Origin of the sequence: uncultured Desulfovibrio sp., assembly GCF_944324525.1 — a bacterium.
GTDB lineage: Bacteria > Desulfobacterota > Desulfovibrionia > Desulfovibrionales > Desulfovibrionaceae > Desulfovibrio.
Map to the genome: position 1 here is coordinate 1 of NZ_CALUWS010000059.1, position 14,370 is coordinate 14,370.

12 protein-coding genes are annotated in these 14,370 nt (G+C 63.4%); 8 read left to right on the forward strand and 4 right to left on the reverse strand.

The window, feature by feature from the left end:
* Positions 1-174: 174 nt before the first annotated feature.
* Positions 175-1,842: a DUF4139 domain-containing protein gene (locus tag Q0K12_RS11230; protein WP_297262997.1), complete on the reverse strand. Its 1,668-nt coding sequence runs from the start codon at positions 1,840-1,842 to the stop codon at positions 175-177.
* A gap of 17 nt (positions 1,843-1,859) precedes the next feature.
* Positions 1,860-3,542: an energy-dependent translational throttle protein EttA gene (ettA, locus tag Q0K12_RS11235; protein ID WP_297262999.1), complete on the reverse strand. Its 1,683-nt coding sequence runs from the start codon at positions 3,540-3,542 to the stop codon at positions 1,860-1,862.
* A gap of 171 nt (positions 3,543-3,713) precedes the next feature.
* Between ettA and Q0K12_RS11240 the strand changes: the two genes are divergently transcribed.
* From Q0K12_RS11240 to Q0K12_RS11250, 3 genes are all read left to right on the forward strand, one after another.
* Positions 3,714-4,952: an aromatic amino acid transporter gene (locus Q0K12_RS11240; RefSeq protein ID WP_297263001.1), complete on the forward strand. Its 1,239-nt coding sequence runs from the start codon at positions 3,714-3,716 to the stop codon at positions 4,950-4,952.
* 11 nt (positions 4,953-4,963) lie between these two features.
* The gene (locus Q0K12_RS11245) at positions 4,964-5,344 is read left to right on the forward strand and encodes a RidA family protein (protein ID WP_297263003.1); all 381 of its coding nucleotides are present in this window, start codon (positions 4,964-4,966) and stop codon (positions 5,342-5,344) included.
* Positions 5,345-5,825: 481 nt separating this feature from the next.
* Positions 5,826-6,998, forward strand: a complete 1,173-nt coding sequence (locus tag Q0K12_RS11250) for a metallophosphoesterase (protein WP_297263004.1) — start codon at positions 5,826-5,828, stop codon at positions 6,996-6,998.
* A 51-nt stretch (positions 6,999-7,049) separates the two neighbouring features.
* On the opposite strand, the gene Q0K12_RS11255 is transcribed toward Q0K12_RS11250, so the two are convergent.
* Together Q0K12_RS11255 and Q0K12_RS11260 are read right to left on the reverse strand one after the other, a co-directional pair.
* Complete coding sequence (locus Q0K12_RS11255) at positions 7,050-8,006, reverse strand: radical SAM protein (RefSeq protein ID WP_297263006.1); 957 nt, start codon at positions 8,004-8,006, stop codon at positions 7,050-7,052.
* A gap of 115 nt (positions 8,007-8,121) precedes the next feature.
* Positions 8,122-8,520, reverse strand: a complete 399-nt coding sequence (locus tag Q0K12_RS11260) for a helix-turn-helix transcriptional regulator (RefSeq protein ID WP_297263008.1) — start codon at positions 8,518-8,520, stop codon at positions 8,122-8,124.
* Between the two features lie 546 nt (positions 8,521-9,066).
* Between Q0K12_RS11260 and Q0K12_RS11265 the strand changes: the two genes are divergently transcribed.
* The 5 genes from Q0K12_RS11265 (at position 9,067) to Q0K12_RS11285 (ending at position 13,589) form a co-directional block, all read left to right on the forward strand.
* Entirely contained in the window at positions 9,067-9,771 is a 705-nt protein-coding gene (locus Q0K12_RS11265) for a GNAT family N-acetyltransferase (protein WP_297263010.1), read from the forward strand.
* Between the two features lie 246 nt (positions 9,772-10,017).
* Positions 10,018-10,602: a nitroreductase family protein gene (locus Q0K12_RS11270; RefSeq protein WP_297263013.1), complete on the forward strand. Its 585-nt coding sequence runs from the start codon at positions 10,018-10,020 to the stop codon at positions 10,600-10,602.
* Positions 10,603-10,696: 94 nt separating this feature from the next.
* Entirely contained in the window at positions 10,697-12,067 is a 1,371-nt protein-coding gene (gene trmFO / locus Q0K12_RS11275) for a methylenetetrahydrofolate--tRNA-(uracil(54)-C(5))-methyltransferase (FADH(2)-oxidizing) TrmFO (RefSeq protein WP_297263014.1), read from the forward strand.
* A gap of 48 nt (positions 12,068-12,115) precedes the next feature.
* The gene (locus Q0K12_RS11280; RefSeq protein ID WP_297263016.1) at positions 12,116-12,304 is read left to right on the forward strand and encodes a hypothetical protein; all 189 of its coding nucleotides are present in this window, start codon (positions 12,116-12,118) and stop codon (positions 12,302-12,304) included.
* Between the two features lie 343 nt (positions 12,305-12,647).
* Positions 12,648-13,589 carry a phosphoglycerate dehydrogenase gene (locus tag Q0K12_RS11285; RefSeq protein WP_297263017.1) on the forward strand — a complete coding sequence of 314 codons (942 nt, stop codon included), beginning with the start codon at positions 12,648-12,650 and terminating at the stop codon, positions 13,587-13,589.
* Positions 13,590-14,370: the final 781 nt, after the last annotated feature.

Genomic DNA, 14,370 nt, shown 5'->3' on the forward strand with positions numbered 1-14,370 from the left:
GGTTTGTCTGGTAACTTCCAACTTACCGAATGAGGAAAGGGTGAACAACCTATCGGAACACAACACCTAGAGCAATTTCAGTACCATACGGCCCGTCGTTTCGCGGCGTTCACTTTTGGCCGGGCGGCGCAGTGCCGTCGCCTCGCGTTTCACCTTTTTCAAGGGTGAAGCGCCCTAAGGAGCGACCGGCGCGAGCTTCAGGTCGGCGGGGGCCGTGATCTCGACCTCCTGGCGGACATCGCTGCTGCCGCGGGCGGGCACCTTCACTTCCCAGAAGAGGATTCCCTCGTCCTGATCCGTTGTCGGGGCGGGTGTGCCCTCCAGCTTGAGGGTCACGCGCTCATCCACGCTGCGCGGCAGGGGCCGTTCAAGCCGTACCTGCACTTCCTCCGGCCGTTCGTTGCGGATGGCGTAGCGCCAGCTCCAGCGCCAGAAACGACGGGCGTTGATGATGCCGCTCTCGTTTTCCTTGCGGGTCTCGTTGATGGTCTTGACCGTCACGCGCGGATCAGCCCCGAAAAAGAGCTTCACCTTGCCGGCTTCGGGGCGGAAGGAGCCCGTGCCCACATACTGCCCGTCGATGCGGCATTCCATGAGGCCGGCCGGCCAGGAGGGACGGTCGGCAAAGGCGTATTCCGCCGTCATCCACACGCGACTCTCGCCCGCCGAGGGACGGGCCAGCCACTGCATGGGGGCGGCCCATTCTTCGCTCGTGACGTTAAGTATGGACTTGCCCTGCGCCAGGCCCGTCGTGGGGATCTCCCAGCGGACGAAGGCGCCTTCTTCCGCGGCGGAGATGCCGCTGTTGTCGGCGGCCGCCATGAGCGGGACGGCCTTGGCGTGCCGGGGCAGCGCGGCCACGCGGGCGGCTTCCGGCGAAGAGGGTTCGATGATCCAGTCCGGCAGCGCATCCGGGCCGAGCGCGCCGGGCGCACGGGTGACCAGCGCCAGCCGGGCCTTGTCCCAGTCCTGCCCGGAATACTGCCAGATTTCGGCGGACAGGGCGATATCCACCTTGCCCGTACCGGGGCGGGCATTGACGCTGTAGCGCGGCTGCCAGCCGCAATCATGCAGCATGTAGGAGCACCGGACCTGCACAGGGGCTTCCGGCATGGCGGCAAGACGGATCTCCAGCAGCTTCCCCTGCTCCGAAAGCGCGGGGATGGCGTTCACGAGCTTGCGGAGCTGCTCCATCTCGCGCGTGAGCTTCTGCCGTTCGGCCATGAGCCCGGGCACGGTCCGCTCCGCCAGCGCATCCAGGCTTTCCACAGCCGCGCTGTCCGCTCCGCCGGGCAGCTGCTTGTGCAGCTCCATGCGGGCATTGAGGGCCGCTATGCGGCCTTCCAGCGCGTCGAGCCGGGCCAGCAGGTCCCGCCGGCGTTCGGCGGCCTCGCCCTGCGGCCGGGAGGCAACGGGCGTCAGCGTCCAGCCCAGCACGTTCTGGCCGGGCACATCGGGCACGATGCCGGCGGCGCCATCCGGCAGGAGCAGGCGCAGGACGGCCTGTCCCTCACGCGAGGAGGCCGTCAGCCGTTCGCTGACCGTGATCTGCGCGCCGGAGGGGAAGAGTTCCACCTGTTGGGGCTGGGCGAAACGCAGGTCTTCGTGCACGGCGGGGATCTCCTGTTTTGCGGGGGCCTGCGGCGGCTGCGCCGCGGGCGTCCGTTCCGCGGTGTCCGGCACGGTCGTGCCCGGCATCGCGGCATCCGCCGCAGCGGCCCAAGCGGGCAGCGGATTGCCGCCGAACAGCACGCCGCACAAGGCCAGGGCGGCCAGCGACAGGCCGCGTCCGTACCGGCGCGCGTTATGCCGCCGCGGCATCTCATAGTTGATGTGGTACATGAAATTCACCTTGTCCCTTAACGGGTAAGACGGCGGAATTTCAGACGATGCGGCGTATCGGCATCCTTGCCGAGGCGCTTCTTGCGGTCTTCCTCGTATTCCGTGAAGTTCCCCTCGAAGAAATCCACCTTGGAGTCGCCTTCAAAGGCCATGATGTGGGTGGCGATGCGGTCGAGGAACCAGCGGTCATGGCTCACCACCAGCACGCAGCCCGCGAAGTTGTCCAACGCGTCCTCAAGGGCCCGCATGGTGTTCACGTCAATGTCGTTGGTGGGTTCGTCCAGGAGGAGGACGTTGGCCCCGGACTTGAGCATACGGGCCAGATGCAGGCGGTTGCGCTCGCCGCCGGAGAGCACGTCCACCTTTTTCTGCTGGTCCGCGCCGTGGAAGTTGAAGCGCGTGCAGTAGGCACGGGCGTTCACTTCCCTGCTGCCCAGCTTGATGGTCTCGTGGCCGTCGCTGATGAGTTCATACACGGTCTTGCCGGGCGTGAGGGATTCGCGCCCCTGATCCACATAGGCGAACTTGACGGTATCGCCGATGGTGATGGTGCCCGCATCCGGCTGTTCCTGTCCGGTGAGGAGCTTGAACAGCGTGGTCTTGCCCGCGCCGTTGGGGCCGATGATGCCCACGATGGCCCCGGCGGGCACGAGGGCGTCCACATTCTCCATGAGCAGCTTGTCGCCCATGCTCTTGCTCACGCCCTTGAGCTCGATGACGCTCTTGCCGAGGCGCGGTCCCGGCGGGATGTAGATCTCCAGATCCGGCGCGCGCTTCTCGCTCTCGTGGGAAAGCATGGCCTCATAGGCGTTGATGCGGGCCTTGCCCTTGGCGTGGCGGCCCTTGGGGGACATGCGGATCCACTCCAGTTCGCGGGCGAGCGTCTTCTGACGGTCGGCCTCGGCCTTGTCTTCCTGAGCCAGGCGCTTCTGCTTCTGTTCGAGCCAGGAGGAATAGTTGCCCTTCCACGGGATGCCGCGGCCGCGGTCCAGTTCCAGGATCCAGCCCGCCACGTTGTCGAGGAAGTAGCGGTCGTGGGTGACGGCGATGACCGTGCCGGGGAAGGTGGAGAGGTAGCGCTCCAGCCAGGCCACGGATTCGGCGTCCAGATGGTTGGTGGGTTCGTCCAGCAGCAGGATGTCGGGATTCTGGAGCAGCAGACGGCAGAGGGCCACGCGGCGGCGTTCGCCGCCCGAGATGTGGGCCACGCTCATGTCCCCGGGCGGGCAGCGCAGGGCATCCATGGCCATTTCCAGCTTGGAATCCAGATCCCACACGCCCTTGTGGTCCATCAGCTCTTGCACTTCCGCCTGCCGGGCGATGAGGGCGTCCATCTCTTCCGGCTCCATGGGCTCGGCGAACTTGGCGTTGATGGCTTCAAATTCGCGGGCGATGGCCATGAGCTCGGCCACGCCCTCTTCCACCACCTCGCGTACGGTGCGGGTCTCGCCCTGCAGGGGCTCCTGCTCCAGATAGCCGATGGTATAGCCGGGCGCGAGCACGGTCTTGCCGTCAAAGGATTGGTCCACGCCCGCCAGGATCTTGAGCAGGCTGGATTTGCCCGCGCCGTTCAGGCCGAGCACGCCGATCTTCGCTCCGTAGAAGTAGGAGAGCGAAATATCCTTGAGCACTTCCTTCTGTCCGTGCCGCTTGGACACGCGAATCATGGAATAAATAATCTTGTCCGGTTCGTTGCTCATGCTTTCCTCAAAGGTCGGATTAGGCGGCCGCATGGTCGCCAAGGTTGACCAATATATACGGCATCGCGCGGATTTTCAAGCGCACGGCATCGCCCCCTTGATTTGCCCTCCCCTCTCTGCCAAGATGCAGTGCCGCCCCAATCTGGCGGCAAAGAGGAGGAAAAACAACGTATGCGCTCTCTTTTTGGCCCGGGTTTTCAGAAAGTCATGGGCGGCTCCATGGTCGTGGCCGGCACGGCCATCGGCGCCGGGATGCTCGGCCTGCCCATGATCTCGGCGGGCATGTGGTTCAACTGGTCGCTGGTGGTCATCTTTGTCTCCTGGTTCTGCATGCTGCGCGCCAGCCAGGCCATCCTGGAGGTCAACCTCTGCTTTGAGCCCGGCGACAGCCTGCATACCATGGTCAACCGGACCCTGGGCCCGGCGTGGAGCCTCATCAACGGGCTGGCCGTGGCCTTCGTGCTCTATACGCTGGTCTATGCCTATGTGAGCGGCGGCGGTTCGGTGGTGCAGCAGGCCATGCAGTCCAGCTGGGGCTATACGCCGCCGCGGGTGCTGACGAGCCTCATCTTTTCGTTGCTGCTCACGGCCTGCGTCTGGTGGAGCTCGCAGGTGGTGGACCGTCTTTCCGTGGTGCTCATGGGCGGGATGATCATCACCTTCTTCCTTTCCGTGGGCGGCATGATCGGCAATGCCGATATGGGGCATATTTGGGGCGAACAGGCCGACAGCGGCGAATTCATTTTCCTGTTCGGCGCGGTCTCCACCTATCTGACGTCCTTCTGCTTCCATGCCTCGGTGCCCAGCCTCATCAAGTATCTGGGCAAGGAGCCCCGCATCATCAATGCCTGTCTGCGCAACGGCACCTTCATCGCCCTGCTCTGCTATCTCGTCTGGATCATCGCCGCCGACGGCATCCTGGACCGCGAGGCCTTCCGCGCCGTCATCGCGGCGGGCGGCAACGTGGGGGATCTCGTGCAGGCTTCCGGTTCCTCGCTGGGCTACATCATCCAGAAGATGCTGGAGTTTTTCGCCCTGTTCGCCATCGCCACGTCCTTCCTGGGCGCGGGGCTCGGTCTGTTCGACTACATGGCGGACCTGTGCAACTTTGACAATTCCCGGCGTGGGCGTACACTGACCATGCTGGTCACCTTCCTTCCCCCCATGCTGGGCGGCCTCATCTGGCCGGACGGCTTCCTGGCGGCCATCGGCTGGGCCGGTCTTGCCGCGGCCATCTGGTCGGTCATCGTCCCGGCCATGCTGCTGCATGTCAGCCGCCGCAAGGGGGGCGAGGCGCTGTACCGCATGCCCGGCGCAAGCTGGGCCATCCCTCTGCTGCTGGTGTACGGCATCGGCGCGGCGGTGTGCCATACCCTGACCGTACTGAACTATCTGCCTGCCTTCAAATAGGAGAAGCGCACATGAGCAAGGAACTGATCAATTCTTCCAAGGCCCCGTCCGCCGTCGGTCCGTACAGCCAGGGCATCCGCTCCGGCGAGACCTGCTATTTTTCCGGCCAGATCGGTCTTGTGCCCGAGACCGGCAAAATGGTGGAAGGCGATGTGGCGGCCCAGGCCGAACAGGCTCTGAAGAACCTTTCCGCCGTGCTGGCCGAAGCCGGCCTCGGCACGGAAAACGTGGTGAAGACGGTCGTCTTCATTACTGATATGGCCAACTTCCCCGCCGTCAATGAAGTGTACAAGAAGTATTTCGCCGCGCCCTATCCGGCCCGTTCCTGCGTGGCCGTGGCCGGTCTGCCGCTGGGGGCGCTGGTGGAAGTGGAGGCCATCGCTACCCGCTAGAGCAATTCCACATTGAAAATGTGGATCGCTCTGGTAGTCGCGAGGGCGACTACTCGCACCAGAACACACGACAGAACACACGGAAAAACCACGCTTTTTCCGTAGTGTGAGGGCAGTGTCAGCATGGAAATTGGACACAATTTCAATGCGAATCCGTTCTAAGGCGTTTTGCCGGAAGACACACTCTCTGGGGGAAGGGACGCTCTCGCCATGCGCGGGGAGCTCCCTTCCCCCTTCTGTTTCCCCGCCTGGCCCGTACCGTGGGCAGGCCGTGTCCGGCTCTCCGCCGCTTTCCCTTCGCGGCATGCCCGCTCCGGCAGCAGATACGGGGAAGGGTTAGGCAACGTCAGCAAGACGACGGGCCGCAACACAGCGGGAACAGGTCTCAGGGGCGCGGATGCGCCGTCCACCGGGCTGGCGTGGGAGGACAGGCAGATGGGAGGAGTTGCGGCTCCTTTCGTCTTTTTTTATATTCCGCAACATGCTGACCATCTTTTCCCTCTTCCTCACGCTGTATATCCTGGTGCGGGTGCTGTGGCGCGCGCGCCTGGGCCTTCCTCTGCGTTTGTCGCTAGCCGTGCTGACGACTGCCGGGGCCTGCAAGTTGCTGCTATTGCGTTTGTTTTTCGGGGCTTATGCGCCGGAGATGCCGCGCTGGCTGCAGGTCGGCACAGGCATCCCGCTGGGCATCGTCCTGCTGTTTGCCGCCCTGAGTCTGGGGAGGGATGCCCTGCTGTGCGTTTGCTGGCTGCTTGAGCGTGGCGGTGCGGGGCGATGCTGGAGCCGACTGCGGGCTCGGGATGGGCGCATATCGCTGGGGTTGGCGATCCTTGCCCTTGGGCTGACGCTGATCGCCGTGCCCGAGGCGCTGCGGATCCCCGAAGTGCGGGAACGGGAGATCGCCGTGGAAGGACTGCCGCCGGAGCTGGACGGCCTGCGGCTGGCGCAGATGACGGATCTGCACATCAGCACGACCTTCCCGCAGGCCTGGGTGCGGGAACTTGTCTCGCGCGTCAATGCCGCCCGCCCGGACATCATCCTGCTGACCGGCGACATCATGGACGGCTCCCCGGCGCAGCGCGCGGCCGATGTGGCCCCGCTGGCGGATCTGCATGCCCCGTTGGGCGTCTGGGGCTGTCCGGGCAACCATGAATACTATTCCGATTATCCGGCCTGGCGGCCTGTCCTGCGCAGGCTCGGCATCCGTATGCTGGACAACGAGCATGCCTTGCTGCGCCACCGGGGCAGGCCCTTCCTTCTGCTGGGCGTGACGGATCCGGCCTCCTCGCGTTTTGGCCTGCCCGGCCCGGATCTTGAGGGGACGCTGCGACAGGCCTTGTCAGTCCAGCCGGACGGCAAAGCGCATGGGGACGCGTCAGGACTGGTCCCGATGCTGCTGCTGGCCCATCGTCCCGCCCTGTTTTCCGCCATACGGGGGCGGGTGACGCTCCAGCTTTCCGGTCACACCCACGGCGGCATGCTGCTGGGGCCGGATCTTCTGGTGGCGGCCTTCAATGACGGATACGTGCGCGGAGCGTACGGGGATGCCCGTTCGCGTCTCGTGGTCTCGCCCGGGTGCGGGCTCTGGGGCGGCTTCCCTTACCGGCTCGGCGTTCCGGGGGAAGTGTCGCTCTGGGTGCTCAGACGGGCATGAGGTCCGGCGCGCCCCCCGCCTGCGACGGGGAGCGCGCGGAAAGCGATGGGGCTACGCCGTTTCCACGGCAAGGTAATAGGTCTGGTCTCCCCGTATCTGGGTAGTGGCTTTGCCGTCAGCCGCCAGCATTTCCAGATGCTTGAGCGCCTCGTTATGATGGATGCCCAGTCCGGCGGCTACGTCGTTGACCGTACAGGGCCGCCGGGCAATGGTCGCCAGCACGTCTTCCTCCTGCACCTGGGCGCGGAAGCTGGTGTGGGCCTCGTCATCCAGATGGGTGGCGATGATCTCCACCGGACAGGGAACCTCGGCGGCCATGCGCTCGCAAATGGCCCGCAGGCGCGCCGCCGGGACAGGCTGGGCGCTGCGCTCCGCCGGAGGCCGGCAGACGCTGTTGAGCTGCACCTTGTCCGGGGCGATGGCCGTGACGAGCCGGGCAAGGGCATCGATGGAAGCGTCATCATCGTTCATGCCGCCCAGCAGCATGATCTCCAGCCAGATCTGGCCATGAAATTCCTTGCGGAAACGGATGAGCCCATCCACGATCCCCTGGAATTTGAGCGAAGCTTCCGGCGCGTTGACGGCATCGAGCTGCGCGGCGCTGCCGCCGTCCAGCGAGGGGATGACCACGTCCGCCGCCGCCAGATCCGAGCGGACATCCGCCCGCCAGAGCAGAGAACCGTTGGTGATGACGACCACCGGAACATCCGTCAGGATCTTGATGTTGCGGATGATGTCGCCGAGCCGGCTGTGGAGGGTCGGTTCACCCGAACCGGCAAAGCTGATGTACTGCGGCGTGTCGGCGGCAAGCTTTCGCTTGATCTCGTCGAGGATCTCATCGACGGGCACATATTCCCTGCGCTCCACCGTGTGGTGGGTGGTATGGCCAAGCTGGCAATACACGCAGTCAAAGGAACAGGTCTTGAATGTCAGGGCGTCCACGCCCAGCGAGCGGCCAAGGCGGCGAGAAGGGACCGGGCCGTACACATGTTGAAAGGCTTTGCTCATGCACTCTTGCTCCTGTAACTGAAAAATGCACACGCATGGCTGCCGTCGGCAGAACTTGTCCGCAGCGCGCAGACCGGTCATGAGCTGTGCATGGCCCCAATGACTGAAAGGAAAACTATGCCTGGCCCTCGCTGCTGTCAAATCCCTTCATTGCCTGTTTGCCCTCCTGCATCTTGCGCAGGGCGCGGGCGATCTCCCGCACGAGGTTCAGCACCAGCTCTCGCCCATCGGGGGAAAGATCCCGCAGTTCCTCGGCAATGGCGGCGGCCCAGTCGTCCGATTCCGGGCTGGCCTCACGAAAGAGGTCAGCCACACGACAGTCCAGAAAGTAGGCCACCTCCGGCAGACGGGAAAACTTGGGAGCCATGACGCCCTTTTCCATGCGGGAGAGGGAGTCCTGCGTGATGCCGAGTTTTTCCGCCAGCATGGCCTGTGTCATCCCGCACACCTTGCGTCGCCGGGCTATGACGCGCCCGACCTGTGCGGCAAGCTTACTTGCATCCTTGGAATTCATGTTAACGCCTCCTTTCGTCTTTTTCGCAGGAACAGCGCCTTGGGAGAACAGCTTATTACGCGCAATATGTTGATTTATAAAATCTATCATGCATGTGCAGATGTTCAAAGGCAAGAAAGTGGGCGTGTCTACAGTGCTTTTTCATGCTTATTTATAAATATAACATGAAAAAAAATTTTTTAATTCATGTTTCATCTGCAGCATGAAATTGCTTTTGTTTCTGAAAAAAAGCGCCATTATTTAAAAAAATAAACATCATTGCGTATGTTGTACATTGTCTGTGACGGGATATATGAATGGTAATATTCTTTACTGGATAATCTTTTTACGTATCAGAAAAAGATTGCTGTTTGTTGTTCTTTGCGATATAATTATTTTTTTATATTTAATTTTAATTTATATCTGCCGGAAATTTATTTCCAGCTACTCTGGCGTGCAATATGCGTTCATTTTGTTTCATCGCAGGGAAAGCCTTGACGAAAAGTTTTTATCGAGTCCCACTGGCTTTTCGGGGCCTGCCTGCTGGGCAGGGATGCGCCGGCTCTGTTGGAAAGCTGGCTTGGCGAAAGCGGTACGCGCATCTTTTCCAAGATCCTCATCAGCGGCATCCGGCCGGGCGGCAGGCGGGCCGTCCAGCTGCTGCGGCGGCTGGAGAAAAATTTCCATGTCCTGCATTTTGCTGACGGCCTGCAGTGCGCGGCCTCCCTGCGGGACGGGCTGGAGGGCTTTTTGTCCCGCCGCTCGGCCAATCACCGGCAAAAGCTGGGCAAGGCCATGCGGCGGGCCCGGCAGGCGGGCATCGTGTTCGAGCGGCATGTGCCGCAAAGCGACGAAGAGGCCGCCCTGCTCTACGCGCGCATGCTGGATGTGGAAAAGACAAGCTGGAAGGGGATCGCCGCCTGCGGCATGACGGAGCAGCCCGCCCGGCAGCTCTATGCGGTGTTGATTCGTAATCTGGCCCGGCAGGGGCTGGCGCGCATCATGTTTGCCCGGCACGAGGGAACGGATATCGGCTTCATCTTCGGCGGCAAGGCCGGCAATATCTATCGTGGACAGCAGTTCAGCTACCGTGAGGCCTGGAAGCGCTGGGGCATCGGCAATCTCCTGCAGGTGGAGCAGGTGCGCTGGCTCTGCGAGGAAGGCGCGCGTCGCTACGACATGGGCCCGCTGGACGGCGGCCCCATGCGCTACAAGGAACATTGGACCGAAAAGCGTTTGCCCATCCAGTCCTGGCTGCTGCTGCGCCGTTAGAGCATTTTACCTTTGAAAAAGTAAAACACGAGGCGGCGGCACAGCGCCGTCCGGCCCGAAACAGACAGGAAAAGCGCTTTTGTCCGTATCTGGCGGATGGAGCGTGCAGGCGTCCCGCAGGCTGTCGCAGGCAGGGGAAGGCCGCGCCCGTCCCGCTCTTGCCGGGGCGTCTCCTTGACAGGGAGGCGATTTCGGGATTCCCTGACAGAGTTTGCCCTACCTTCCCCCATTTTTTAAGGAGATGACATGCGTACCCTTACCGCTCCCCTGCTTGCCGCTGCCCTGTTCCTTTCCGCGCCTTGCGCCGCGCTGGCGGAGACCGTCAGCCTGCCCGCGCCGGATACCACGGGCGGCCTGCCGCTCATGCAGACTCTGGCCCAGCGGCAGACGACCCGCAGTCTGTCTAAGGAGCCGCTGGATCAGGCCACGCTCGGCAACCTGCTCTGGGCTGCCTGGGGCCGGAACCGTCCTGACGGCAAGCGTACGGCGCCCAGCGCCCGCAACCGGCAGGCCCTGAAGCTCTACGTCAACAAGGCCGACGGGCTTTGGCTGTATGATGCCGCCGGGCACGGGCTCGAGCGCATCGCCGCGACGCCGCTGGGCAGTCCGCTGGACGATGCCGCCGTCGTGCTGATCTTTGCCGTGCCGGAAGATGACCCCTACGGCGGCATGCACATCGGCTCAGTCTACCAGAATGTGGGGCTGTTCTGCGCCTCCGCCGGGCTCGGGAATGTGGTCAAGGCCTCCACCACCCGCGATGCGAGCCGTTTTGCCTTCCTGCCGGACGGCTGGCGGGCGCTGGCCACGCAGTCCGTGGGCAAGCCGCGCTGAATGGCCGGGAAAGGCCGGCGACACCCGATATCCCGCGCTTGCCAAGCCCGGCACACTTGGGCAACATGCGGCCAACGCCATTCAAGGAGTTACTGTGTCGCATAAACGTTTTGCCGTCGTCGGCGGCGGGCTGGCAGGCTGCGAATGCGCCTTGCGCCTTGCCCGTGCCGGGCTGGAAGTGACCCTTTTCGAGCAGAAGCCGGCTGCCATGTCCGCCGCCCATGTGAGCGGACAACTGGCGGAGCTGGTCTGCTCCAATTCCCTGCGCTCCGACGAGACGACCTCGGGCATCGGCCTGCTCAAGGCGGAGATGCGCGCCCTGGGCAGCGAGTTCATGGCGGCCGCCGACGCGCACCGCGTACCGGCCGGCAAGGCGCTGGCCGTGGACCGCGAGGCCTTTGCCGCGGACATGACGCAGCGCATCGAGGCCGCCGGGAACATCCGCCGGGAACAGGCCCGCATCACCGGACTGGACGACGCCCGCCTGCAAGGGCACGACGTGATCATCCTGGCCAGCGGCCCCATGACGGACGCCGCCCTTTCCGCTTCGCTGGCGGAGGTCATCGGCACGAGCTACTGCTACTTTTATGACGCCATAGCGCCCATCGTCTGGACGCACTCCCTCGACATGTCCGTCGTCTTCCGCGCCTCACGCTACGGACAGGAAAAGGGAGAGGAAGGCGGCGACTATCTGAACTGTCCCTTTGAGCGGGACGAATACGAGGCCTTTTATGAAGCCCTGCTGGCTGCGGAAAAGGTGCAGCCGCACGGCTTCGAAAAGGAAAAGCATTTCGAGGGCTGCATGCCCATCGAGGCGCTGGCCCAGCGCGGGCCGCGCACGCTGACCTTTGGCCCGCTCAAGCCTGTGGGCTTTGTGGACCCGCGCACGGGCCGCCGGCCGTGGGCGGTGCTGCAGCTGCGGGCGGAGAGCCGCAATGGCGAGGCCTGCAATCTGGTGGGCTGTCAGACCAAGCTGACCTACGCCGAGCAGGCCCGCGTCTTCCGCATGGTGCCGGGCCTGCAGCAGGCGGAATTTGCCCGCTACGGCAGCATGCACCGCAATACCTACGTCAACGCTCCGGAAGTCCTTGCCCCTGACCTGTCCCTGCGGGCCCGTCCCGACGTCTTTCTGGCCGGGCAGATCACCGGGGTGGAAGGCTATGTGGAATCGGCGGCTTCCGGGCTTTGGCTGGCCCTCACGCTCATCGCCCGCGAACAGGGGAATCCCCTGCCCCAGCTTCCCGTGGAATGCGCCCTTGGCGCGCTGCTCAACCATTTGCGGACGCCGGTCAAGCATTTCCAGCCGTCCAACGCGCATTTCGGCCTCATGCCCGAACTGGACGAGAAGGCGAAAAAGAAGGACCGCAAGGCGCTCTACGCCCAGCGGGCCCAGGCGGCTTTCAGCCGCTGGTGCGCGGAAGCGGCGGAAGCTGGTTGCCGCCTCTTCCCCAGCGACGCCTTTTAGGCTATAGTTGCTCAAACGTCGTTCCTGCGACAAAAAAAGGAGCCGTCTATGGAATTGGAAGCCATCCAGGCCAGTATCAATGTGGCGTTGAGCCGCTCCATCATGGACATGCAGGCCAATATGGCCAGCCAGATCATCAACGGCAGTTCGGCCGGTCTGGCGACGCAGACCGATCCCGCGCGCGCCGCGGGACTGGCTGCCGAAGGCATCGGCACGCGGCTGGATACCGTGGCCTAGAGCGTTTTATCTTTGAAAAAGGTAAAACACGAGGCGGCGGCACAGCGCCGCCCGGCCCAGCGTGAGCGGAAAAACCGCGTTTTTTCCGCGAAACGCCAGGTCGTATGGTTTGAAGCGCAACGCGTTTCAACCTGAAAATGCTCTAGGAGAGGATGCGTTGGCGTGACCGCTCTTTCCCGTGCAGCTCGCGCCGGAAGGACGGTTTGCGTACGCTGTCCTTCTCTGTCCGCCGTTCGGCAAACATCTTCTGCAGGGCGCTCCGCCGAAACGGGGAGCGCCCTTTTTCCGCCGCTGTTCGTGTATCCCGCGGCAGGAGGCAACGCCCTTTCCGGGAGGTTTGTGTATGAAAGTTCTGGTGACGCCGCGTTCCTTCGGCAAGACCGATCCCGCCCTTTTCGACCGTCTGCGCGAGGCGGGGCTGACTGTCGTCCGCAACGAGACGGGCGGCATCCTTTCCGCCGGGCAGATGTGCAGCCTGTTGGCGGACTGTCGGGGACTCATCGTGGGGGTCGATCCGGTCAATGAGGAGGTGCTTGCCGCCGCCCCGCAGCTCAAGGCCGTGGCCAAGTACGGCGTGGGGCTGGACAACATCGATCTTGACGCCTGCGCGGCGCGGGGCATCGCGGTTTCCCGGACGCTGGGCGCGCCCACCGAAGCCGTGGCCGACTACGCGCTGGCGCTCATGCTGGCCGTGGCCCGCAAGGTGACGCTCATCGACAGCCGTTGCCGCCGTCGGGACTGGAGCAAGATCACCAGCATCGACCTTTTCGGCAAGACGCTGGGCATCGTGGGGCTGGGGGCCATCGGCCGGGCCGTGGCCCGGCGGGCAAAGGGCTTTTCCATGCGGATCCTGGCCCACGATATCCATTGGGACGCCGCCTATGCCGAGGCCAACGGCATCGAGCGCGCCTCGCTGGACGACATCTGCTCACAGGCCGACATCATCACCCTGCATACCCAGCTTGACGACAGCACCCGGCACTGCATCGACGCCCGTCGTCTGGCGGCCATGAAGCCGTCGGCCATCCTCATCAATACCGCCCGTGGCGAACTGGTGGATAATGCCGCCCTGCTGACCGCCCTGCAGGAAGGGCGCATCTACGGCGCGGGGCTGGATGTGTTCGAGCAGGAGCCACCCGCGGAAGACGCCTGGTACAGCCTGGACAATCTGGTCATGGGCTCGCACTGCTCTTCCTCCACCAGCGGCGCTACCCAGATCATGGGGCATATGGCCGTGGACAACCTGCTGCGGGATCTGGGGCTTGCTCCGGCGCAGGACGCCTAGTCCGGACACCCGGGCGCGGCATGGCCGCTCCGCGTTTTTCTTTTTCTCCCTTTTTTCGGGGCCTCAGCCTGAGGGCGAGGCCCCGAATGCTTTTGCATCCTGTTCGCGTGCTCTGCGTTGGGGGAGGGGTTCCCCTTCCCCCCAAACAGGCAGCGAAGAGTGGCGCCACGCCGTTAGCCTTTAGAGCAATTCCAGTTTGAAACGCTTTGCGTTTCAAACCATACGGCCTGGCGTTTCGCGGAAAAAACGCGGTTTTTCCGCTCACTTTGGGCCGGGAGGCGCTGTGCTGCCGCCTCGCGTTTCACCTTTTTCAAAGGTGAAACGCTCTAGGGCCTGTTGACCATTTTATAAACAATTTCAATTGATAAGTAGAACAAACTGTGTATGCCGCGCATGCCTTTGGGGGCGGGCTTGCCTCTTGTTCCCGACTCTTCCCACGATAAAAGCGCGCTGGGGAAGGGATGGGGGCTTGGGGGGAAGGGGAACACCTCCCGCGCTGGCGGAGGGGTTCCCCTTCCCCCCAAACAGGCAGCGAAGAGTGTCGCCACGCCGTTAGCTTTTAGAGCAATCCCAGTTTGAAACGCTTTGCGTTTCAAACCATACGGCCTGGCGTTTCGCGGAAAAAACGCGGTTTTTCCGCTCACTTTGGGCCGGGAGGCGCTGTGCTGCCGCCTCGCGTTTCACCTTTTTCAAAGGTGAAACGCTCTAGCTGTTGTGTTCCGATAGGTTGTTCACCCTTTCCTCATTCGGTAAGTTGGAAGTTACCAGACAAACCAACAAA

Bases quoted from the DNA above. Each gene is read 5' to 3' on its own strand.
- Q0K12_RS11245 (WP_297263003.1), top strand. From the start codon at position 4,964: ATGAGCAAGGAACTGATCAATTCTTCCAAGGCCCCGTCCGCCGTCGGT.
- ettA (WP_297262999.1), bottom strand. From the start codon at position 3,542: ATGAGCAACGAACCGGACAAGATTATTTATTCCATGATTCGCGTGTCC.
- Q0K12_RS11285 (WP_297263017.1), top strand. From the start codon at position 12,648: ATGAAAGTTCTGGTGACGCCGCGTTCCTTCGGCAAGACCGATCCCGCC.
- Q0K12_RS11240 (WP_297263001.1), top strand. From the start codon at position 3,714: ATGCGCTCTCTTTTTGGCCCGGGTTTTCAGAAAGTCATGGGCGGCTCC.
- Q0K12_RS11250 (WP_297263004.1), top strand. From the start codon at position 5,826: ATGCTGACCATCTTTTCCCTCTTCCTCACGCTGTATATCCTGGTGCGG.
- Q0K12_RS11270 (WP_297263013.1), top strand. From the start codon at position 10,018: ATGCGTACCCTTACCGCTCCCCTGCTTGCCGCTGCCCTGTTCCTTTCC.
- Q0K12_RS11280 (WP_297263016.1), top strand. From the start codon at position 12,116: ATGGAATTGGAAGCCATCCAGGCCAGTATCAATGTGGCGTTGAGCCGC.
- Q0K12_RS11255 (WP_297263006.1), bottom strand. From the start codon at position 8,006: ATGAGCAAAGCCTTTCAACATGTGTACGGCCCGGTCCCTTCTCGCCGC.
- Q0K12_RS11230 (WP_297262997.1), bottom strand. From the start codon at position 1,842: ATGTACCACATCAACTATGAGATGCCGCGGCGGCATAACGCGCGCCGG.
- Q0K12_RS11260 (WP_297263008.1), bottom strand. From the start codon at position 8,520: ATGAATTCCAAGGATGCAAGTAAGCTTGCCGCACAGGTCGGGCGCGTC.